The sequence below is a fragment of the Streptomyces microflavus genome (assembly GCF_014650075.1).
Lineage (GTDB): Bacteria > Actinomycetota > Actinomycetes > Streptomycetales > Streptomycetaceae > Streptomyces > Streptomyces microflavus.
This window is the reverse complement of sequence record NZ_BMUG01000009.1, coordinates 375,257-396,325: the sequence shown is the minus strand read 5'-3', so window position 1 is coordinate 396,325 and position 21,069 is coordinate 375,257. Positions and strand designations below refer to the sequence as shown.

Sequence of the window (21,069 nt, the reverse complement as noted above, 5' to 3'; positions counted from 1 at the left end):
CCGCCCACCGAGCGGTAATTCCGCTCTCCTGAACGGGGAGATCAGCGCATTACCCGTCCATGGACGCCAAGTTGAATGGCCCCCAATAGTGTCGTGGCACCGAATGGTCACGACGCCGAAATCATGAGAAGGCAGGTCGACTCCCGTCATGTCACAGCTGACCGACAACGTGGAAAAGCACACCGCTCTGTATGTGGAGGCTTTCAACGCCGGCGACTTCGCAACGGTCGAGAGTTTCTACACGGAGGACGCCGTCGCCGTCTGGGAGCCCGGCAAGGCGCTGTCCGGCGACGCCCGCCGCGCGTACCAGCGTGAATTCCTCAAGAGCGGGCCGAAGATGACGGCCGTGCCCCGGCACACCTTCGTCACCGGCGACACCGCCCTGCTGATCGTCGACTGGACGATCGACACCGTCGACGCGGACGGCAAGCCCGAGCACCTGAAGGGCGTCGGCGTGGACGTGCTGCGTCTCGGCGAGGACAAGGTCTGGCGCTACGCCATCGACGACCCGTTCGGCGAGGGCTGAGCCGACCGGAAACCCGCGCCCGAACAAGCCAGAGACCACACGAAGATGAACGGTATGCCCGCTCCGCCGCGCGGACCGGCAGCCGGTGTACGGGGGAGCCGAGACACCATGCAGTCCAGCAGCAACAGACCGACGCGCCGCACCCTGCTCAAGGCGGCCGGTGCCACCGCGCTCACCGTCCCGGTGGCCGCGGCACTGGCCTCACCGGCCGCCGCGGCCACCACCCCCGCCTCGGTGGGGGCGGCCGAGGAGACGTCGTACGACGTCATCGTCATCGGCGCCGGCTTCGCGGGCATCACGGCGGCGCGGGAGCTGCGGGCCAAGGGCAAGCGCGTCCTGGTCCTGGAGGCCCGCGACCGGATCGGCGGCCGCACCTGGACGGGCAGCTTCGCCGGTCACCTGGTGGAGCGCGGCGGCACCTGGGTGGAGTCGACCCAGCCGCACCTCGGCGCCGAACTGACCCGGTACTCCCTCGCGCTGGAGGAGGACCTGCCGATCGACCGGGTGATGCTGCCGACGCCCACCGGGCCCAAGGCGTTCACCCCGGAGGACGGGTTCGGCCGGATCGGCACCATCATGGACCGGATGTTCGACGGCTCGCGGCAGTACTTCGAGAAGCCCTTCGAACCGCTGTACCGGGCCGATCTGCTCCAGAGCCTGGACAAGCTGTCGCTGCGCGACCGGCTCACCCAGCTCGCCCTCACCCCGGAGGAGGAGCTGCTGATCAACGGTCAGACGGCGATCTACTCCGGCGGGGCCAGCACCGACGGCGGCTTCACCATGTTCGCCCACTGGTGGGCGCTGGCGGGGCACACCAACGACGGCTGGGGCGAGACCCAGAAGTACCGGATCGCGAAGGGCACCGGTGCCCTGCTCAACGCCATGATCGCCGACGCCAAACCGAAGATCATGCTCAACTCCCCGGTCGCGTCGGTCGCCGACACCGGCAGCAAGGTGCATGTCACGCTCAAGTCCGGCGCGACGTTCAGCGCACCCAAGGCCGTCATCGCGGTGCCCGTCAACGTGTGGCCGACGATCAAGTTCACCCCGACCCTGCCCCCGGCGCTCACCACCGCGGGCTCCCAGGGCATCGCGGTGAAGAAGGCCGTCAAGCTCTGGATCCACGCCAAGAAGGGCGCGGGCCGGTTCTACGGCCAGGGCGTCGAGGGCACCAGCACCCCCATCCCGATGCTCCTGCCGTTCAAGGAGACCTCGCAGGGGATGCTGTACGTCGCCTTCAGCACCGACCCCACCCTGGACCCGAACAGCATCCCGCAGGTCAAGGCCGCGGTGAAGAAGCTCGGAGTGGACCTCGACATCATCGGGCTCCACACGCACGACTGGGGCAAGGACCCCTACGCGCTGGGCGGCTGGGCGTTCCGCAAACCGAAGCAGCTCACCACGCTCTACCCGGACGTGACCCAGCCCAAGGGCCGGCTCGCGTTCGCCAGCGGCGACATAGCCAACGGCTGGAGCGGCTACATCGACGGCGCGATCGAATCCGGGCTGCGGGCCGCCCAGCAGACCGTCGCCGCCATCTAAGGCCCTGCGCGGAGCCTGGCCACGGGCGGTCGGCCCCAGGCGCCCGGCTCCGCCACCACTCCATCACCCGAACCCGGAAGGGGCTCTCCCACCCATGTCCTACACCTTCACCGTCGACTTCGACCCCGAGCGTCCGGACCTCACCGACGACACCGACACCCAGAACGAGATCTTCCTCCAGGTCTTCAACTCCGGTGACGGCGAGCTGTTCAACCGCCTCTACCTGGACGACTCCATCTCCAACTTCTCCGGCGAGCCCCTGACGGGCGAGGCACGGCTCGCGTTCTTCAAGGAGTTCCTGGCCGTCAAGCCGCGCCTGAAGGCCACCGTCACCCACTCGTACGTCGCCGGTGACGTGGCCCTGATCGGCGTCGACTACAGCATCGACACCACCGGCCCGGACGGCTCCCCGGTGCACCTGGCCGGCCAGTGCACCGACGTCCTGCGGCGCGGCGCCGACGGCCGCTGGCTGATGGCCATCGACCGCCCGGTGGCCGCCACCGGCCTGGTCGCGGAGTAACCCAGCACCACCAGCACGGCTGTGGACCCGCGGAGTGAACGCCGGTCCACAGCCGTGCCGTACGCGCTTCCCGTGCCCGGCACGGCAGACCGAGGAGAGAGTGTGGCCACGCAGGAAGAACTGACGTCCGTACTGGACGCCGTGCGGGACGCCGTCCCCACCCTTCGCCGCAACGGCGTCGAGGCGGAGGACCGGCGGATGATCCCGGACGAGAACATCGCACTGCTGGAGAAGGCCGGGGTGTTCCGCGCGGCGGTTCCGCGCGCCCACGGCGGGCTCGACCTCGACGTGGCGCAGCAGGCCCGGATCATCGCCGAGGTGTCCCGGGGCTGCCCCTCCACCGGCTGGCTGACCATGGTCTGGCTGACCAGCACCTGGGCCGCGTCCCTCTACCCCGACCGGGCGCAGCAGGAGGTCTTCGAGGGCGGCTCCACCCGGGTCTCCATCGTCTTCGCCCCCACCGGCACCCTCACGCCGGCCGACGGCGGCTACCGGCTCGACGGCACCTGGCGCTTCAACTCCGGTGTCCGGGGCGCCGGCTGGGACATGCTCGCCGCGATGGTGGAGCACCCGGACGGGACGAGCGAGGAGCTCGTCGCCCTGGTCCCGACGAGTGAGCTGTCCCTCGCCGACGACTGGCACGTCTCGGCGGGCGCCGGCACCGGCTCCTCGACGGCGACCGCCACCGGTGTCCTCGTCCCCGCGCACCGGGTGGTGCCGCTGGAGGAGGCGATGGTGAGCGCCACCGGCGACCGCGCCAACACCGGTGCCACCGGCCGTAACTACGGGCTCCTCGGCTACATCATGTCGAGCGTCGCGGCCACCTTCCTGGGGATGGCGCAGGGCGCGTACGAGCTGTTCGTCGAGCGGCTGCCGGGGCGGGCCATCACCTACACCGACTGGACCGAGCAGAGCCTGCACCCGCTCACCCAGCAGAAGGTCGCCACCGCCGCCAACAAGATCGACGCCGCCCGGGCGCTCTCGGCCGGCTGGCAGCGGGTCCTCCAGGACGCCGCCGACGCGGGCGAGCAGCCGACCGACGAGCAGAAGGCCGTCATCCGGGGGCAGACGGCGTTCGCCGCGCAGCTGTCGAAGGAGGCCGTCGAGCTGCTCTTCGCGGCGAGCGGCGGCTCGGTCATCCGCCGGGACGTTCCCCTGCAGCGCTTCCACCGCGACATCCAGGGCTTCTCCCTGCACGCGCTGGTCCAGCTGGAGGCCAACCTGGAGGTGCAGGGCCGGGTGCTGCTCGGCATGGACCCCGGGACGTACTTCCTCTGATCCTGATCACCAGGCCGCCGCGCGCACTCCCGGCGCGGCGGCCGAGCCGGACATCGCGCACGAGGCCCGGGCCGTATCGGCGGCCCGGGCCTCGTGCTGTGTCCCCGGGGTCAGCCCGCGGCGGCGTCGGCCCGGCCGAAGCGGCCGTTGACGAAGAGCAGACCGTCCTCGTGGTCGCCCCGCCCGGCCGCCAGGACCGTGCCGATGAAGATCGTGTGGTCGCCGAAGACGTGCGAGTCGGTCAGCTCGCACTCCAGCCAGGCCACCGACCCGGCGAGCAGCGGTGCCCCCGTGTGCTCGCCCGACCGCCACGGCACGCCGTCGAACTGGGCGGCCCCCAGGGTGCGGCTCTTGTCGGCGAAATGCCGGGCCAGGCCCTCCTGCGGGACGCCGAGGATATTGACGGCGAAACGGCCGGCGGACGTCAGGGCGCCGTGCATCACGGCACTGTGGCCCACACTGCACAGCACCGACGGCGGGTCGAGGGAGACCGAGCTGAAGGCGTTCGCCGTCATGGCGTGCAGATGCTCACCGCCCACGGTGAGCACCGTGACGCCGGTCGCGAAACGGGACATCACTTCTCTCAGCCGGGCGGAATCGACCGGGCGGGACCCGGAATGCAAAGCCGCGGGATCGAGTTCAGTGGACGCGGAATTCATGCCACCCTCTCCGAATACATTGCGCACAGCGCGCTCAGAACCGTCCGCACTCAAGGCGGCAGCCGGTTTTCATCAACGTACCCGGGCCAATCCGGGCATCTCCCACCGTCGGGTAATCGGGACGCCACCCGCCGCCGGACGCGGCGAATGACCCCGCAATGACCGCCGGTTGACCCGGCACCCGCACCCTTTGAGCCATGGAACCCACCACTTCCGCACCCGAGGCCCCAGAGGTCCCCGAACTCGCCGAGCCCTATCTGCGCGAGGTCCTGGCCGGCGCGGGGCTCGCCGTCGAGTACGTACGCGCCGAGGGCAACACGCTGTATCTGCTGGACGACGAGGGCCGGGAAGTCCCCGTCACCGACTTCGCCGGCGGCTACGGATCGGTCCTCCTCGGGCACAACCACCCCGCGGTGGTGGCGCGCGCCCAGGAACTGCTGGCCCAGGGCACCCCGGTGCACGCCCAGTTCTCCCGACACCCGTACGCCAACCGGCTGGCCGCCGAGCTCAACCGGATCATCCACCGGGAACTCGGCACCGAAGAACCGTACTTCGCGATCTTCGGGAACAGCGGCGCCGAGGCCGTCGAGGCCGCCGTCAAGCACGCCGAACTCGACCGCGGCATGCGGATCGCCGCCCTCGCCCAGGAGATCGCGGCGCAGCGGGAGAGCGCCGTCGCCGCCGTGGCGAGCGGCACCGCCACCGTCGACCCGGCCGCCCTCACCCGCCTCGGCCTCACCGTCACCGGCGACGCCACGGCCGCCGTGCACCTGCTCGCGGCGGAGACCGAGCGGCGCAACGCCGTGACGACGGCCCGCCCGCCGCTGTTCCTGGCCCTGGAGGGCGGTTTCCACGGCAAGCTCGCCGCCAGCGTCCAGCTGACGCACAACGAGGGCTACCGGGCGCCCTTCAGGTCGCTCGCCGCCCAGGCCAGGTTCGTCCCGCACGACCGGCCCGACGTGCTCAAGGAGGTCTACGCCGAGGAGCGCGGGGTCCTGCTGGCGCTCACCGTCGCGGACGGCCGGGTGACCGTCACGGAACGGGAGTTCCCGGTCTTCTGCGCCTTCGTCGTCGAACCCATCCAGGGCGAGGGCGGCATCCGGGTGCTCTCGGAGGAATTCGCCCGGGAGATACAGGAGTTCAGCGCGGCGATAGGCTGTCCCGTCGTCGTCGACGAGATCCAGAGCGGTATGGGCCGCACCGGCACCCTCCTCGCCAGCTCCGCACTCGGACTGCGCGGCGACTACTACACGCTCGCCAAGACGCTGGGCGGCGGGATCGCCAAGACGTCCGTGATGCTGGTGCGGCAGGCGTACTACCGCAAGGAATTCGAGATCGTGCACAGCTCGACCTTCGCGAAGGACAGCTTCTCCTGCCACATCGCGCTCAAGGTGCTCGAACTCCTGGAAGCCGACGACCGGTTGGCCTACCGGCGCGCCGCCGAGCGCGGCGAGGCACTGCGTGCGATGCTCGAAAGCGTGCGTACGGACCACCCCGACGTGATCGAGGACGTACGCGGACGGGGCCTGATGCTCGGCATCGAGTTCCGGGACCAGTCCGCCTCCACGTCCCCGACCGTCCGGGGCGTCGCGCAGGGCGGCCTGTTCGGCTACGTCCTGGCCGGTCATCTGCTGCGGGCCCACCGCGTGCGGACGTTCCCGACCGCCAGCGCCCTGAACACGCTGCGCTTCGAGCCCTCCGTGGGGCTCTCGGACGCGGAGATCGCCCAGTTGGATACCGGGTTGCGCGATGTGTGCGCCCTGCTGCGGGACGGCAGGGGAGACGCGCTCACCGCCGCTTGAAGCGGACGCATTACCAGTTTTCCGCAGCGGCACGCAACCTCACGTACGCGGCAACCGTTCATAATGGCATATGCAGTTCGCCGGTGACTGGGGAGTCGCCGGCCCGGACCGCGGACGGGCATCGAGGGGGGACCATGCGTTTTCGCCTGTTGGGACCGCTGGAAGCGGAGAACGACGAGGGGCTGGTGGAGTTCGGGGGGATCCGGCAGCGGGCGGCACTCGCCTATCTGCTGATGCACTCCAACCAGGTCGTGTCGACCAATCAGCTGCTGGGTGCGCTCTGGGTGGGGGGCGACGCGCCCACCACGGCGCGGAAGATCCTGCAGAACGCGATCTGGCGGCTGCGCGGGGCGATCGCCGGCCCCACGTCCGACTCGCCCGCCCCCCGGCTGCTCACCCGCAGCCCCGGCTACACGGTGCAGGTCCAGGCGGAACAGCTGGACCTGCTCACCTTCCAGCAGCGGGTGGCTGCGGGCCGGGCGGCCCTGGCGGGCGGCGACCCGCAGACCGCCCGGGTCCTGCTGAACGGGGCGCTGTCGCTGTGGCGCGGCCCGGTCCTCGCCGACCTCGTGGAGGAGGGCATCTGCTGGCCGGAGGCGACAGCGCTGCAGAACAAGCGCGTCGACGTCATGGAGGACCGCTTCGACGCCGAGCTGGCCTGCGGCGGGCACCAGTCCATCCTGCACGACCTCAAGGCGCTGGTGGCGGCGGAGCCCCTGCGGGAGCGGGCCTCGCGCCAGCTGATGCTCGCCCTGTACCGCTGCGGGCGGCAGGCCGAGGCGCTCTCCGTGTACGGCCGGGTCCGCGAGGAGCTGGTCGGCGGCCTCGGCCTGGAGCCGAGCCTGGAGCTCCAGCGGCTCCAGCAGTCCGTGCTCAACCAGGACCCCGCGCTCGACCCGCCGCGCGCCCCGCAGTCCCTGGGGCTCCCGGCGTCGGTCACCGTGCTGCGACCCGCCCGGGAGTTCGGCGGCGACGGAGCCGACGGGGGCCCTGCCGGCGGCCCTGCCGGGCTCAACCCCGGCAGGGCCGCCGAGCAGACCTTCGGCGGCGCCTCCGGCTACACCCCGGGCGGCGCTTCCAAACACACCCCCCGCTACACCCCGGGCGGCGCGGGGCACACCTCCGGCGGTGCTCGGGGTCACACCCACGGCGGCCCTTCCGGCTCCATCGCCCGCAGCGCCTCCGGCGGCATCGCTGCCGGCCTCTCCCACGACTTCCCCGACGGCACCCCCGGCGTTGTATACGACAACGTTGGCACCGATGAGCCGACCGCCGGTGACGCGCCGCCGCCCCCGCACACCGGGAGCGCCGCCCCCGCGTTCACCGCAGGCCCCGGCCCCGCCCCGGCCCCGCCCCGGCCGGCCAGCGCGCTGCTGGTCCGCTTCGGCTTCGGGCCCGAGTTCGGCGGCCTGCCTCCGGAGGACATGGACCGGGCGCTCGACGCCCTGACCATGCTGGCCCGGGAGAAGGTCGAGGCCCACGGCGGAACCGTCGCCTCCTCCCTCGGCTCCCTCCTGCTCGGCCTCTTCGAGGACGACGGGCAGGAGGACCCCGCAGCCGTCCGGGCGGCCCGCGCGGCCGCCGCCGTACGCGACTGCCTCACCCTGCCCGCGCCCCCCGGCGGCCCCCGGCTCCCGGTCGCCGAGGGCCTGTCGGTGTACGGAGCGGTGTGCACCGGCCGCGCCGCCCCGCCCCGTAACACCGGCGGTACGACCACGGGGTGGTCCGGCGGCGGACTGGCCGACGACTGCCAGGCCATGCTGGCGTCCGTCGCGGCGGGCGAGATCCACGTCTGCGACACCACCCACCGGCTGACCGAGGCGCACGCGACCTACCGGCACGCCTGCGCCTCGGCCTCCGCGCCCTGGGAGCTGCTGTCCGTCGCCGACGGTCCCGGGGGCCCCGGCGAGGTGACGTACGGCGACCGCGAATGCGAACTCGACCTGATGCGCTCCATGCTGTCGCGCACCCGCCGCCGCTCGGCCCCCCACATGGTCACCGTGCTCGGCAGCCCCGGCCGGGGCAGGACACAGCTGCTCATGGAGTTCCAGCGCCGCGTCGAGGAGGGCGAGACCGAGAAGGTCCGCGTGCTCACCGCGACCGCCGCCCCGGCCGGGACCGGCACCGGCGGTGGTGGTGCGCGCATGCCGGCCGATGTGCTGGCGGCCTACTGCGGGATCCGCTCCGAGGAGGGCACGATGATGTCCTCGGTCCGTCTCGACGGGGCGATCGCCCGGCTGACCGACGACGAGGACACCCGGCGGCGCCTGCTGCCCCCGCTCCGGTCGCTGCTGCGCTCGGCCGAGCCGGTGGGCGAGGAATCCCTCGCCGCCTGGCGGGAGTTCCTGGCCCTCGCGGCCCGCGCCGAGCCCCTCGTGATGATCTGGGACGACCTGCACCACGCCGACGCCCCGCTGCTCGACGCCCTCGACCGTACGATCGCGGAGCTGGACGACGTACCGGTCCTGCACGTCGTCGCCGCCGACGACCGGCTGCTGGCGCGCCGGCCGCACTGGTCGGCCGGCCACCCGCACACGCTGGTCATCAGCCTCCTGCCGGTGGCCGACGACGCCCTGGACCGGCTGCTCGAATCCCTCCTCCTGCCGAAGCGGGAGACCGAACTCGCCCGGTAGGGCCCCTTCTCACGGGACCAGGGCGGCTCCCGCCGGGCCTCCGGAGCTGGTCAGGCGTACCACCCTGGCCAGCGTCCGGATCGCCTCCGGCACCGCGGGGGAGCCCGGCGGCAGCGTCAGCGAGGCCGCCTCGATGAGCAGTGACACGGCGACCGTCTGCTGGTGCGGGGCCGCTCCCGGCACGCCGGGCGTACCGCGTTCGCCCGCCGGGCCGGACCGCCGGGCGGGCGAGCACAGTTGCTGAGCCCAGCCCACCAGCGCGATGCGCAGCCCGCGCCGGGCGGGACCCGCGAGCGCGGGCACCGACGGCAGGGCGTTGGCGAAGCGGAGCACGATCGCGTCGGCGTGCTCCCGCAGCAGCGACTCGCCGGGGGTGAGCGGGGCGGCCGTACGCGTACGTAGAGGTGGCGGAACGCGGCGTACGGAGCCGGCGCCCGCCCCGGCCGGGATACGGGCCCGGCGCAGCCCGTCCCGCAGCGCCACGGCGAACTCCTGCCCCACGAAGGCGGCCAGGGCGCCGCCGTGCTCGAAGGGGCCGTCGCCGGTGGCGGGCTGCGAAGAGGGGCGGGGGGCCACGGGGCCGATCAGGTTGTCTTCCATGGTGGGAAGCAAACCAAGTCCGGTACACCCGGGGCCCATTCGCCGGTCCTCTCCCCGGTCACTGCCCGCTCAGCGGCGAACCCCGACCCTGGCCGGTCGGCGGCGATCCCCGGCTCTTGCCCGCTCGGCGGCGATCCCCAACCCTTGCCCGCTCAGCGGCGTACCTCGGTCTCCATCCGCTCAGCGGCGAACCCCGGCCCTGGCCGCTCAGCGGCAACCCCCGGGCCCTGGCCGCTCAGCGGCGAACCCCGGCCCTGGCCGCTCAGCGGCGAACCCCGGCCCTGGCCGCTCAGCGGCGAACCCCGGCTCTTGCCCGCTCGGCGGCGAGCCCCGCTCACTCTCCGCTCAGCGGGCGATCCTGCGCTCCACATGCGGCTCGTCGCCCGGTCCCGCGCCCCACCCCTGGCCGCGGGTCTGCCGGGGCACCTCGGCCACCCGCTGGTGGACCGCGGGCCGCCGGTGACCGGCCGCCGCCACCCGCAGCGGGGCGGCCGGGGCCTCGGGCAGCGGAGCCAGGCTCAGCATGCTGGTGCGGCCCCCGCCCACCCCCCACAGCGGCCGGCGCCCGAGCAGCTGCGGGCGGGCGCCCGCCACGACCAGCAGCGGAGCGTCCTCCACCGTCGCCACCAGCTCCTCCACCCAGTCGAGCACCGACTCGTCCGCCAGATGCAGACCGTCGAGACAGAGCACCAGCGGCAGCTGCCGCGCGCAGAGCACCAGCAGCTCCTTCCACACGTCCATGACGGCGCGCGGCCGGGCCGCGTGGAACGGCGGGGCCGCCACCAGCAGGGACCGCAGCAGCCGGTCCCCGGTCGGCCCGGTGCCCGCCGCACCACGGACGAGCTCGGTGAGCAGTTCGTCCACCGGGGCGTCCCGGCGGGCACCCGAGGAGGCCGCCCACGCGTCGAGCAGGGCGTCGGTCAGGCCGAGCAGCCCGTAGCCGCCCTGCTCGGGGGCGGCCGGCCGCAGCACCCGGGCCTCGTCCGGGAGCCGCCCGACGCGGTGCTGGAACTCGGTGAGGAAGCGGCTGCGGCTCTGGTCCTGGTCGCCGAGCACCGTCACCAGATAGGGCGCGTGGTGGTGGCGGGAGTGGTCGAGATGACTGCTGACGATGGCCAGTTCGTGCTCCCGGGCATGGGCCTCGCCGCCGCGCACCGGGACCTCCCGGGGGTGCAGCGCGCACGCCTCACGCACCTTGGCGGCCGCGTCGGGACCCCGGGCGACCTTGCGGTAGCGGACCCAGCCCTCGGTGCAGGCGGCCACCTCCGGGCCGACGTGCACCTTGCCCGGCGGCACGTCCGACAGCAGGTGCTGGGCGGTGTCCAGGAGCGTCCCCACCACGGAGACCGCCCCCGCCGAGTCCTCCCGCACCAGGGCGCGGCCCATGGTGACCACCGCCTCGATGCCCAGCCCCGGCAGCCCGCCGACCGAGTCGCGCATGGCGAACGCCGCCCGTACCGCCTCCAGCGGTGCCGCCGCCCAGTCGTCGCGCAGCCCGAACAGGGCAGCCGTCAGATACCCCAACGAACCGACGATGGTGCCCTCATGGGCCTCGACGATCTCCGCGAGGGAGGCGGCCGCCTCGTTCAGCGGCACATCCAGCTGCTCCGGCACCCCGGCCCCGCCACCGGTCCTGGCCCTGACGCGCACCAGCAGCACGCACACATCACGCCTGCGGCCGAGCACCGGTCCGCCGCGCGCCTGCGCGGGGGCCGGGTGCGGGGTGCGCGCTGCGGCGGGAGCCTCGGCGGCGGCCCGCTCCGGCTGCTGCCCGGCGACGGTGAGCAGGGGAGGCGCCGGGGGCGCGGCCACCGCCGGCCGCCCGGCGGACGAAGGACCGGTGGCCGCCGCGCCGTGGAGCAGCCGCACCGAGGCCGGTACCTCCTCCACCGGAGAGGTCAGCTCCTGGTCGTGGTGGAGGATGCGCCGCTGGAGCGCCTGGAGGTCCCGGGACGGCTCAAGTCCGTGCTCCTCGACCAGCGCCCGGCGTACGCGGCTGAACACGTCCAGGGCCTCGGCCTGCCGCCCGCAGCGGTACAGGGCCAGCATCAGCTGCCCGCTCAGCCGCTCGCGCAGCGGCTCCGCCTCCGCGAGCGAGTTGAGCTCCCCGAGCACCGTGTGGTGCCGCCCGCAGGCGAGTTCGGCCTCGAAGCGGTACTCCATCGCGTCCAGCCGCAGCTGCCGCAGGCCCGCCACCTCGGGCCAGTCGAGGCCCTGTTCCATCAGGTCCGACAGCGCGGGCCCGCGCCACTCCGCCAGCGCCTCGCGCAGCAGTTCGGCGGCGGCGGCGGGCTCCCCGGCCGCCAGCTTCGCCCGGCCCGCCGTGGCCTTGTCGTCGAAGCGCGTCATGTCGAGCCGGGCGGGATCGACCCGGAGTACGTACCCCGGTGCCCGGGTGATCAGTTCGGGCGCCCCCGCGCCCTGCGGCTCGTCCCGGGTGTGGTGCACCGACAGGGTCGTACGCAGTCCGGAGACCGCGTTCTGCACGATCTTCCTGGCCGTCATCGGACGGCTCTCGTCCGGCCAGAGAGCCCCCAGCAGCTCACTGGTGGCCACCACCTGGTTCGGACGCAGCAGCAGCAGGCCGAGCACGGCCCGCTGTTTGAACCCCCCTAAGGACAGCGCGCGGTCGCCGGACATCACTTCCAGCGGTCCGAGAATCCTGAATTGCATGTTCCCCCCTCAACATCGCACTTCCGGTCGTACGGTCGGCCGTGGCCGGAGACGGTCCCCTACCGTCCCGCTGCCTGCCGGACTCCGTCGGTCAGGACTCCGGCCACCTCCGCCGCCTGCTGGTCCAGGTAGAAGTGATTGCCGGGAAACTCCTTCACCTCGAACGTGGAGCTGGTGTGCTCCACCCAGCGGGCCGCGTCCTCGGCCGTCACCACCGGGTCGTCGCGGCCGTTCAGCACGGTGACCGGCACGTCGAGCGGGTCACCCCCGTGCCAGGAGTACGCGGCCAGCGCCCGGTAGTCCGCCCGCAGCGCGGGAAGGGCCATCTCCACCATCTCGGGGTCGTCCAGCACCGCGGCTCCCGTGCCGCCGAGCGACCGTACGGCGGCCAGGATCGCCGCGTCGTCCGGCAGCAGATCGCTGCGGGGCGGCACGGGCGAGGGCGCACCGCGCCCGGACAGGAACAGCCGTACGGGGGCCTGCACGTCCCAGCTCCGCAGGACGCGGGCCGTCTCGTAGGCGAGCAGGGCCCCCATGCTGTGGCCGAAAAGGGCGTACGGCCGTCCCTCCGGGTCCCGCAGCCGCTCGGCGATCCGCCCGGCGAGCTCGGTGATGTCACCCGCCGGCGTCTCGCGCCTGCGGTCCTGACGGCCCGGGTACTGCACGGCCCGCACCTCGACCCGCGGGGTCAGCAGCCGCGCCAGCGGCGCGTACGCACTGGCCGAGCCGCCCGCGTGCGGGAAACAGACGAGCCGGACCGCGTCGCTCTCCGCGGGCGGGCCGAAACATCGGAACCAAAGGTTGTCCACGGAATTCCTCACTGTGTGTGCAATTGCTTCGCCGTGAAAGGCTCCCGGGCCCGCGCCAGGCGCAAGGCCCTGGCCCACCAGGCGAGCCGGTCGAGCATCAGCCGGGCCGCCTCCTCATAGGCCGCCGCGTCCCCCGCCACCGGCCGGCCGTCCGCCCCGAAGCACTCCCGGTACTCGTGGAAGCTGACGGTCTCGCGGACGGTCACGGCGTGGAACTCGGCGAACACCTGGCGCAGATGGCCCACCGCGGCCAGCCCGCTGGAGGCTCCCCCGTAGGAGAGGAAGGCGACGGGCTTCGCGTGCCATTCCTCGTCGTACCAGTCGATCGCGTTCTTCAAAGAGGCCGGAAAGCTCTGGTTGTACTCCGGGGTGACCACGATGAAGGCGTCGGCGGCCGCCAGCCAGGGCGCCAGGTCCTGCACCGCCTGCGGCTTGAGCGCCGCCGGGTCGGCGGACATGACGTCGGGCAGCCAGGCCGTCGCGAGGTCGATCACATCCACGTCGAAGTCGGGACGCAACCGGGCCCGGGACGCCATCCATTCGGCGGCCACCGGACCGAACCTGCCTTTGCGGACACTGCCGATGACAACGACGAGCCGCAGCTGATCACTTTCGGACATTCCTGCCTCTCCGCATATTCCTTCCAGGCTGACTCGGCCCGCCGCTCCACTCTGTCCGACACCCCTTCGGGTTTGCTTCGGACCGGCTTCGGAACGCTTGTCAGCGTTGCGTCAAATGGCTGTGACCTGCACGACTTCGGCCATCGCCCGCTGACGCGACCGGGTTACTGTGCAGTTATGCAATTCGGGGTTCTGGGGCCACTGGAGGTGTGGACAGCGCAGGGACGGCAGGTCCGGGTCCCCGAGCTGAAGGTGCGTACCCTCCTCGCGGACCTCCTCGTCCACCACGGTCACGTGGTCTCCACCGGACAGCTGATCGAGGACCTCTGGGGCGGTTCCACCTTCACCGCCCAGCCCGTCTCCTCCCTCCAGGCGAAGGTCTCCCAACTGCGCAGGGCCCTGGAGAACGCGGAGCCCGGCGCCCGGTCGCTGATCGTCCACCGGCCGCCCGGCTATCTCCTCGACGTACCGGCCGAAGCACTCGACCTCGGCCGCTTCCGGGCCCTGGTCGCCGAGGCCAGGGCCTGCGACGTACCGCGCACCCGGGCGGACCTGCTGACCGACTCGCTCGCCCTCTGGCGCGGCCCCGCCTTCGCCGACTTCGCCGACCTGCCGTTCGCCGCCCCCGCCGCGGTGAGCCTGGAGGAGGAGCGGCTGAGAGTCGTGGAGGAGCACGCGGACGCCCGGCTCGCGCTGGGCGAGCACGGGGCGCTGCTGGGTGAACTGGCCGCCCTGGTCGGCCGGTTCCCGCTCCGCGAAGGGCTGCGGGCCGCACAGATGCGGGCCCTCTACCAGGCGGACCGGCCGGCCGAGGCCCTCGACAGCTTCGCGGAGTTCCGGCGCAGCCTCGACGAGGAACTGGGGCTGACCCCGGGCCCGGCCCTGGTCGAGCTGCAGCGCGCCATCCTCCGCCACGACCCGCAGCTCGCCCGCCGCGAACCCGACCCGGCCGCCGTCGTCACCGTCGCGCGGGCCCGCACCAATCTCTCCGCCCCCGCGGGCAATCTGATCGGGCGCGGTGACGCCCTCGCCGAGGTGCGCCGGCTTCTCTTCGACCGGCGGCTGGTCACCCTGACCGGGCCGGGCGGGGTCGGCAAGACCCGGATGGCGGTGGCGGCGGCCGAGGGCGTGGCGGCCGAATTCCCCGACGGGGCCTGGCTGGTGGAGCTGGCCAGGACCGACGCCGCCGACGGCTCGATGGACCCGCAGGACCTCGCCGAGCTGGTGCTGGGCGTCCTCGGCATCCGGGAGAGCGTGCCCGACGACCGCACGGACGATCCGGTACGGCGACTGGCCGGCGTCCTGGCACCGCAGCGGGTGCTCCTCGTACTGGACAACTGCGAGCACGTGCTCGACGCCGTGGTGCGCCTGGTCGGCCCGCTGCTCGACAGCGCCCCCGGCCTCCATGTCCTGACGACCAGCCAGGAGTCGTTACGTCTCACCCGGGAGGCCGTCTGGCCGGTGCTGCCGCTGGAGCTGCCGCCGCCCGGCCAGGACGGGGTGGAGGAGCTCCGCGCCTCCAGCGCCGTACAGCTGTTCGCCGAGCGGGCCGCCGCCGGAGACCCGGCGTTCGTCCTCGACGACACCACCGCGCCGATGATCGCCGAGATGTGCCGCAGACTCGACGGCCTGCCGCTCGCCCTGGAACTCGCCGCCACCCGTGTCCGGGCGCTGGGGGTAAGGGAGTTGCACGACCGGCTCGACGACCGCTTCCGGCTGCTGACCGGCGGCTACCGGGACGCGCCCCGGCGCCACCGCACCCTCCAGGCCACCATCGACTGGAGCTGGAGCCTGCTGGACCCCCGCGAGCAGTCCGTCCTGCGCCGGCTCGCGGTCTTCGCCGACGGCTGTTGCCTGGAGGCCGCCGAGGAGGTGTGCGCCGGAGGCGAGGTGGAGCGCACTGACGTGCTCGACATCCTCGCGGCGCTCGTCGACCGCTCGCTGGTGCTCCGGGCCGAAGGGCCCGGCTCCACCCGCTACCGCCTGCTGGAATCCGTCGCCGTGTACGCGCAGCAGAAGCTGCGGGACTCCGCGGAGGCCACCGCGATCGCCGCCCGCCAGCTGGGCCACTTCACCGAACTCGCCGAGCGGGCCCGCCCCCACCTGTACGGGCGGGACCAGTACCGGTGGCTGCGCCGGCTCGACGCGGAGTCGGCCAACTTCCACCGCGCGCTGGAGGAGGCCCGCAGGACCGGGGCCGCCGCCACCGCCGTACGCCTGGTCAACGCGCTCAGCTGGTACCGCTTCCTGCGCGGCCGGCTCGGCGAGGGCCGCAAGGCGCTGGCCGACGCCCTGAACACCCCGGGCGAAGTGGAGCCCGCCGCCCGGGCCGAGGCCAGGGCCTGGCACACCGGCTTCACCCTCCTCCTCGGTGAGCCCGGCAGGAGCGCAGGCCCCGAACTCGCGTGCCCACCGGCGCGGGCGGAGCAGACCGTGGAGCGGGCCCGCGCGGAGTGGTTCCTCGGATTCGCCCAGTGGAACGTGGGAGCGCTCTCGGCCGGGGAGCGCAGCGTGCAGCGGGCGCTGCGCGACTTCCGGGTCCTGCGCGACCCCTGGGGGACCGCGGCCGCGCTCAGCAGCCGCGCGGCACTGGCGCTCGGCCGGGGCGACCTGGCGGCGCTGCACGGCAACGCGCTGGAGGCGCACGACCACTTCGTCGAACTGGGCGAGAACTGGGGGAAGCTGAAGGCGACCGAGACACTCAGCGTCCTCGCCGAGATCAACGGGGACTACGAGCGCGCCACCCAGCTGCACCGCGAGGGCCTGCGCATAGCCGAGACCCTGGAACTCTGGTCGGAGGTCTCCCGCAAGATGTCCGGCCTCGGCCGGATCGCCCTCCTCATGAGCCGCTACCGGGAGGCGGAGAACTTCCACGCCCGCGCCCTGCGGCTCGCCGTCGAGCAGGGCAACCGCCCCGCGGAGCAGTTCGCGGCGGTCGGCCTGGCCCTGGGCAGCCGGCGCGAGGGCCGCCTCGACGAGGCGGAGAGCCTGCTGCGCCCCTGGCTGACCTGGAACCGCAACCGCCACGACGCCCCCGGCCTGGCCCTGGTCCTGGCCGAGCTCGGCTTCATCGCGGAGCAGCGAGAGGACGGCCCCGGCGCCCTCACCCTCCACCTGGACGGCCTCGCCGCCGCCCGCGCCGCCGGCGACCCCCGCTCGGTCGCCCTGGCCCTGGAAGGAGTGGCGGGCGCCTACTCCCTCACCGGCCGCCCGTACGAGGCGGCCCGCCTCCTGGGCACGGCCACCGCCACCCGCCTGCGCTCCGGCGCCCCGCAGCCCCACGCGGAGCGCGACGACGTGGACCGCATCGCGGCCCGCCTGCGCGAGGACCTGGGCGTCGCGGTGTACGCGACCCAGTTCACCGCGGGCGAGAGCCTGGACCACACGGAGACCCTGGTGGCGGGGGCGCCGTCCGCCGACCGGTAGAGGACGCGGCGCTTCGCCGTACAGCCCGCCGAGTACGTCACCCGATGCGCGTGGCTCCCCTCAGAATTCCCGTACGAACAGCGATAAAATCACCCATAACCGCCAGGTATGCGTGCCCGGCTTCCGTCGGCACAGCCATGCCCCCGTCGAAGAGGAGCCACGCAGATGTCCACCACCACGGAGCACCGCCCCCATACCGACCACGCCCACCGGCACGCTCCGGGATGCGGACACGTCGCGATCCCGCACGAGGACCACGTCGACTACGTCCACGACAGCCACCTGCACCGCGTGCACGGCGACCACGCGGACGAATGCACGAAGTCGACCCACGCGGTCCACGAGGGCCACGACCACCGGCACGGCCCGGACTGCGGCCACGTGGCGGTCCCGCACGGCGACCACGTCGACTACGTCCACGACGGCCACCGGCACTCGGAACACGACGGGCACTGGGACGACCACTGATCTGCTGATCTGCGGGGAGGCCGCCGCCCCCCGGCCGGACCGGACCGCCGGGAAAGTCACGTCGCTGCCGCGGCGGGCGGTACCCCTAGGCCCTGTCCTCCACTGCGGACAGGATCACGTCCACAAGCCGCTCCGCAGCATCCGGACGGCCATGCGCCCTGGCCGCAGCAGCCATCGCCTCCCGGCGTGCCGGATCGTCGAGGAGCGGCCCGACCGCCTCCCGCAGGTGCCCGCCGGTGACGTCGCCGAGGAGCGCGACCGCCGCCCCGGACTCCTCCAGATGACGGGCGTTGTGGGCCTGCTCGTTGCCCGCCGCCGAGGCGAGCGGGATGAACACCGCGGGCTTGCCCAGGGCGGTCAGCTCCGCCAGGGTGCCCGCGCCGCTGCGCGAGATCACCAGATCGGCCAGGGCCAGCACGTCCGGCAGCTCCGGTCCGACGAACGGGGTGAGGTGGTACCGGGCGGCGAGGTCGGCGGTCAGCCCGGCGGCGCGGGCGGACAGTGCCACGACATGGGCCGGACCGCACTGGTGCACCACGTTGGCCCGCTCCAGCAGCCACGGCAGTTCGCCGCCGACCACGTCGTTGATCTGCTGCGAGCCCTGCGCCCCGCCGGTGACGTACACCGTCGGCAGGCGCCGGTCGAAGGCGTGGAGGCCCAGCGCGGTCACGGCCTTGTCCGGGTGGCCGGCCAGGACCTCCGGCCGGACGGGGTTGCCGGTCACCACGGCCGCCGCCCGCGCGCTCTGCGGCAGGAGCGACAGCGTCGACTCCGAGGACACGGCGATCCGTGCGGCCGAGCCGGCCAGCTTCCGGTTGGCGAGGCCGAGGCGCACGGTCTGCTCGTGCAGGACCAGCGGTACCCGGCACATCCTCGCCGCGAGACCGGTCGGCACGGCGACGTAACCGCCCGTGGCGAGAACGACGTCCGGCCGGAAGCGGGAGACCGCACTGCGCGCCTGAAGGATCCCGGCCGGCACGCGCGCCATGTCCCGGATGTTGGCCGGCGAGATCATCTTCAGCGGATTCGCGTGACGCCGGATCTTGCCCGTGGCGACCGTGGTGAACGGGATGCCCTCCGCGCTCGTGACCCGGGCTTCCAGGCCCTCGGCCGTTCCGATCCACAGCACGTCGAGCGTGCGCCCGGAAGCGGCCAGGCGTGCCTGCAAGGTGCGGATCGCGGTGAGAGCGGGGTACGTGTGACCGCCGGTGCCACCGCCCGTCACGATCAGGCGGAGGACGGAGGGTGAGGGAGACGCGGTATTCACCCGGGGCAGTCTAGGGCCGACCGACCAGAGGTTCAGCGGCCAGGAGCGTGCCTGGTCCGAGCGCAGGCGAAGAGGAGCGACGACCGGGGCCGCCACCCCCCACAGGAGAGGCCCCGGCCGTCTTCCACGGGGTCGCAGCACGACCCCGTACTCATCTCAGCGCCGCGACTGCGTTTTCTGTCACACCGCACCGAGGGCCGCGAATTGTTGCGAGTTGTACAAGTCATGGACGTGACCCCTGCCGAGCACGTAGCGTGCTGAGTCGCGCAGAGTGGCGCAGCAGTGGTGACCAGCTGCGATTGAGGACAGCAGGGCGGGTTGAGGGAGTGCTGGGGGACGACGCGGAGCTGACCGCCGCGGTGCTCGCGGCACAGGACGGGGACGAGGACGCCTTCCGTGCTGTGTACCGCGCTGTACAGCCACGGCTGTTGGGCTACATACGGACGCTGGTGGGCGAGCCGGACGCCGAGGATGTCGCGTCCGAGGCCTGGCTCCAGATAGCGCGCGACCTCGACCGCTTCAGCGGGGACGCCGACCGCTTCCGCGGCTGGGCGGCCCGGATCGCCCGCAACCGCGCGCTCGACCATCTGCGGATGCGCAGCCGCCGCCCCGCGATCGGGGGCGATGAGACGGAGCTCACGGGCAGGCCCGCCGAGTCCGACACCGCGGGCGACGCCATGGAGGCGCTCGACACCGACCGCACGATGTCCCTGATAGCCCAGCTCCCGCAGGACCAGGCCGAGGCCGTCGTCCTGCGCGTGGTCGTCGGCCTGGACGCGAAGAGCGCTGCCCAGACCCTCGGCAAGCGCCCCGGCGCCGTACGGACCGCCGCCCACCGCGGCCTCAAGCGCCTCGCCGAACTCCTCGGTTCCGAGCACCCGGACTCGCCCCGCCCCGCCGGTGCGCCCGCGCCGGGCGGCGGCCCCGAGGGAGAGGACCGGGCGCCGGGGCCGGGTTCCGGGCGCGATGCAGGTCAGGGCGCGGGCGGCGGTGCGGAGCTCGGTGCCGTACCCTCTCAGCGCCCCGGTAGGGCCGGTCCGGCAGCGCCCGCGGGGGTCACTCCCGGTGTGACGCATTCGCGACCGTGGACGCAGAGGGACATGTGATGGCCGACGAGCAGGACGAGTGGCTCGACAAGGACGCGGCGGAGAAACTGCTCCGCGGCGAGCCGGTCGTACCCCTCGGCGACCGGGCGCGCGACGACGCCCTCCGGCTCGCCGAAGCACTCGGCGCGGCCCGTGCCGTCCGCCGCGCCCCGGCCGGTGAACTCCCCGGCGAGGACGCCGTGCTCACCGCGTTCCGGCAGGCCACCCGGGCCGGCGGCGACCGGCTCGCCGGACGGAGCGCGGGCGCCGCACTCCCCGGACAGCCCGGAACGCTGCACTCCGTCCACATCGGCGCCGCCCCCGCCGCCCCGCCCCGCCGCCCCCGCTGGAGCCGCCCGGTCCGTTTCGGCCTGGCCGTCTCGCTCGCGGGCTGCGCGCTCGGCGGAGTGGCCGTCGCCGCCGGTACGGGGGTCCTCCCGGGCCCCTTCGGCGGCAACGACTCACCCGCGCCCGCCTCCTCCGTATCTGCGGCGACCCCCGAACCGCTGGTGTCCGGCCTGCCCGCCGAGGATCCCTCCGCCGCGGCCGAACCGTCCCCGCCCGCCGACCCGGATCCGGTCGCCCCGCCCGAGAGCCGCCGGCCCGGCGCCTCCGAGGAGCCCGCCGACCCGGAGCCGGGCGGGCCCGGCACGGAGACGGACGACGACGGTACGGGGGAGAGCAACCGCCCCGGAGGCTCGGGACGCGAGGACGCCTCCAAGAGCCCCGGCGGCCAGGATGAGCACCCCGACGGCTCCGACGACGGCCGGGACCAGGGCGGCAAGTGGTACGAGAAGTCCGTCAAGGCCTGCAAGGCCTTCCGCGCCGGCACCCTCGACGAGCGGAGCCGACGCCAGCTGGTCCAGCTCGCCAAGGGCGAGGAGAACCTGGAGCGCTTCTGCGACCGGCTGCTGAACGGCGGCGGCTCCGGGGGCTCCGGCGGTTCCGGCGGAGGCGGGGACGACGACGGACCGGGTGACGGCGACGGCGGCTCCCTGCCGCCCGTCTCCTTCGAACCCGCCCCGCCCCTCGCCGAGAGCGACCGCCGGGGCGATGTCGGCATCCGGGCGGAGGCGGAGGCGGCGGCGCCGCTGAGGGCGGCGACCCCTGGGCCGACGGCCCTTCCTGCCCGCTGACCTGCGCTTTCCTCCCCGTACGGCG

At 73.5% G+C, this 21,069-nt stretch carries 16 protein-coding genes; 10 read left to right on the top strand and 6 right to left on the bottom strand.

The window, feature by feature from the left end; translation table 11 throughout:
* The first annotated feature begins 148 nt into the window (after nt 1–148).
* From IE264_RS26920 to IE264_RS26905, 4 genes are all read left to right on the top strand, one after another.
* A complete protein-coding gene (locus IE264_RS26920) occupies nt 149–526 on the top strand; it encodes a YybH family protein (protein ID WP_015610880.1) in 378 nt (125 codons plus the stop codon).
* A 108-nt stretch (nt 527–634) separates the two neighbouring features.
* Nucleotides 635–2,068, top strand: a complete 1,434-nt coding sequence (locus IE264_RS26915) for a flavin monoamine oxidase family protein (protein WP_229887780.1) — start codon at nt 635–637, stop codon at nt 2,066–2,068.
* A 94-nt stretch (nt 2,069–2,162) separates the two neighbouring features.
* On the top strand, nt 2,163–2,588 hold the full coding sequence (locus tag IE264_RS26910) for a YybH family protein (RefSeq protein WP_015610882.1): 426 nt from the start codon (nt 2,163–2,165) through the stop codon (nt 2,586–2,588).
* Nucleotides 2,589–2,690: 102 nt separating this feature from the next.
* Nucleotides 2,691–3,866 (top strand): acyl-CoA dehydrogenase family protein, encoded by a 1,176-nt coding sequence (locus IE264_RS26905; protein ID WP_032759887.1) that lies wholly within the window; start codon nt 2,691–2,693, stop codon nt 3,864–3,866.
* Nucleotides 3,867–3,976: 110 nt separating this feature from the next.
* Here the strand turns inward: IE264_RS26905 and IE264_RS26900 are convergent, their stop codons facing one another.
* On the bottom strand, nt 3,977–4,525 hold the full coding sequence (locus tag IE264_RS26900) for a flavin reductase family protein (RefSeq protein WP_015610884.1): 549 nt from the start codon (nt 4,523–4,525) through the stop codon (nt 3,977–3,979).
* A 197-nt stretch (nt 4,526–4,722) separates the two neighbouring features.
* Between IE264_RS26900 and IE264_RS26895 the strand changes: the two genes are divergently transcribed.
* Both IE264_RS26895 and IE264_RS26890 read left to right on the top strand, forming a co-directional pair.
* Nucleotides 4,723–6,327 carry an aspartate aminotransferase family protein gene (locus IE264_RS26895; protein WP_032759884.1) on the top strand — a complete coding sequence of 535 codons (1,605 nt, stop codon included), beginning with the start codon at nt 4,723–4,725 and terminating at the stop codon, nt 6,325–6,327.
* Nucleotides 6,328–6,461: 134 nt separating this feature from the next.
* Entirely contained in the window at nt 6,462–8,960 is a 2,499-nt protein-coding gene (locus tag IE264_RS26890) for an ATP-binding protein (protein WP_106973148.1), read from the top strand.
* A 9-nt stretch (nt 8,961–8,969) separates the two neighbouring features.
* On the opposite strand, the gene IE264_RS26885 is transcribed toward IE264_RS26890, so the two are convergent.
* From IE264_RS26885 to IE264_RS26870, 4 genes are all read right to left on the bottom strand, one after another.
* Nucleotides 8,970–9,560, bottom strand: a complete 591-nt coding sequence (locus IE264_RS26885; protein WP_032759883.1) for a hypothetical protein — start codon at nt 9,558–9,560, stop codon at nt 8,970–8,972.
* 345 nt (nt 9,561–9,905) lie between these two features.
* Entirely contained in the window at nt 9,906–12,233 is a 2,328-nt protein-coding gene (locus IE264_RS26880; RefSeq protein WP_078657622.1) for an AfsR/SARP family transcriptional regulator, read from the bottom strand.
* A 59-nt stretch (nt 12,234–12,292) separates the two neighbouring features.
* Nucleotides 12,293–13,042 carry a thioesterase II family protein gene (locus tag IE264_RS26875; protein ID WP_032759882.1) on the bottom strand — a complete coding sequence of 250 codons (750 nt, stop codon included), beginning with the start codon at nt 13,040–13,042 and terminating at the stop codon, nt 12,293–12,295.
* An 8-nt stretch (nt 13,043–13,050) separates the two neighbouring features.
* Nucleotides 13,051–13,662: an NADPH-dependent FMN reductase gene (locus tag IE264_RS26870; protein ID WP_015610890.1), complete on the bottom strand. Its 612-nt coding sequence runs from the start codon at nt 13,660–13,662 to the stop codon at nt 13,051–13,053.
* A 177-nt stretch (nt 13,663–13,839) separates the two neighbouring features.
* Between IE264_RS26870 and IE264_RS26865 the strand changes: the two genes are divergently transcribed.
* Nucleotides 13,840–17,088: an AfsR/SARP family transcriptional regulator gene (locus IE264_RS26865; RefSeq protein ID WP_032759880.1), complete on the top strand. Its 3,249-nt coding sequence runs from the start codon at nt 13,840–13,842 to the stop codon at nt 17,086–17,088.
* Between the two features lie 165 nt (nt 17,089–17,253).
* The gene (locus IE264_RS26860) at nt 17,254–17,556 is read left to right on the top strand and encodes a hypothetical protein (RefSeq protein ID WP_015610892.1); all 303 of its coding nucleotides are present in this window, start codon (nt 17,254–17,256) and stop codon (nt 17,554–17,556) included.
* A gap of 85 nt (nt 17,557–17,641) precedes the next feature.
* On the opposite strand, the gene IE264_RS26855 is transcribed toward IE264_RS26860, so the two are convergent.
* Entirely contained in the window at nt 17,642–18,823 is a 1,182-nt protein-coding gene (locus IE264_RS26855) for a UDP-N-acetylglucosamine--N-acetylmuramyl-(pentapeptide) pyrophosphoryl-undecaprenol N-acetylglucosamine transferase (RefSeq protein WP_032759879.1), read from the bottom strand.
* Between the two features lie 326 nt (nt 18,824–19,149).
* Between IE264_RS26855 and IE264_RS26850 the strand changes: the two genes are divergently transcribed.
* Both IE264_RS26850 and IE264_RS26845 read left to right on the top strand, forming a co-directional pair.
* Nucleotides 19,150–19,929, top strand: coding sequence for an RNA polymerase sigma factor (locus IE264_RS26850; RefSeq protein WP_015610894.1), 780 nt, complete (start codon nt 19,150–19,152; stop codon nt 19,927–19,929).
* Entirely contained in the window at nt 19,929–21,044 is a 1,116-nt protein-coding gene (locus IE264_RS26845; protein WP_015610895.1) for a hypothetical protein, read from the top strand. The genes IE264_RS26850 and IE264_RS26845 overlap by 1 nt, the downstream gene beginning before the upstream one ends.
* Nucleotides 21,045–21,069: the final 25 nt, after the last annotated feature.

What these genes read in the sequence shown, in the direction of transcription:
- IE264_RS26915 (WP_229887780.1), top strand. Translation starts at nt 635, where the DNA reads ATGCAGTCCAGCAGCAACAGACCGACGCGCCGCACCCTGCTCAAGGCG.
- IE264_RS26870 (WP_015610890.1), bottom strand. Translation starts at nt 13,662, where the DNA reads ATGTCCGAAAGTGATCAGCTGCGGCTCGTCGTTGTCATCGGCAGTGTC.
- IE264_RS26845 (WP_015610895.1), top strand. Translation starts at nt 19,929, where the DNA reads ATGGCCGACGAGCAGGACGAGTGGCTCGACAAGGACGCGGCGGAGAAA.
- IE264_RS26880 (WP_078657622.1), bottom strand. Translation starts at nt 12,233, where the DNA reads ATGCAATTCAGGATTCTCGGACCGCTGGAAGTGATGTCCGGCGACCGC.
- IE264_RS26900 (WP_015610884.1), bottom strand. Translation starts at nt 4,525, where the DNA reads ATGAATTCCGCGTCCACTGAACTCGATCCCGCGGCTTTGCATTCCGGG.
- IE264_RS26865 (WP_032759880.1), top strand. Translation starts at nt 13,840, where the DNA reads ATGCAATTCGGGGTTCTGGGGCCACTGGAGGTGTGGACAGCGCAGGGA.
- IE264_RS26895 (WP_032759884.1), top strand. Translation starts at nt 4,723, where the DNA reads ATGGAACCCACCACTTCCGCACCCGAGGCCCCAGAGGTCCCCGAACTC.
- IE264_RS26890 (WP_106973148.1), top strand. Translation starts at nt 6,462, where the DNA reads ATGCGTTTTCGCCTGTTGGGACCGCTGGAAGCGGAGAACGACGAGGGG.
- IE264_RS26910 (WP_015610882.1), top strand. Translation starts at nt 2,163, where the DNA reads ATGTCCTACACCTTCACCGTCGACTTCGACCCCGAGCGTCCGGACCTC.
- IE264_RS26860 (WP_015610892.1), top strand. Translation starts at nt 17,254, where the DNA reads ATGTCCACCACCACGGAGCACCGCCCCCATACCGACCACGCCCACCGG.
- IE264_RS26885 (WP_032759883.1), bottom strand. Translation starts at nt 9,560, where the DNA reads ATGGAAGACAACCTGATCGGCCCCGTGGCCCCCCGCCCCTCTTCGCAG.
- IE264_RS26920 (WP_015610880.1), top strand. Translation starts at nt 149, where the DNA reads ATGTCACAGCTGACCGACAACGTGGAAAAGCACACCGCTCTGTATGTG.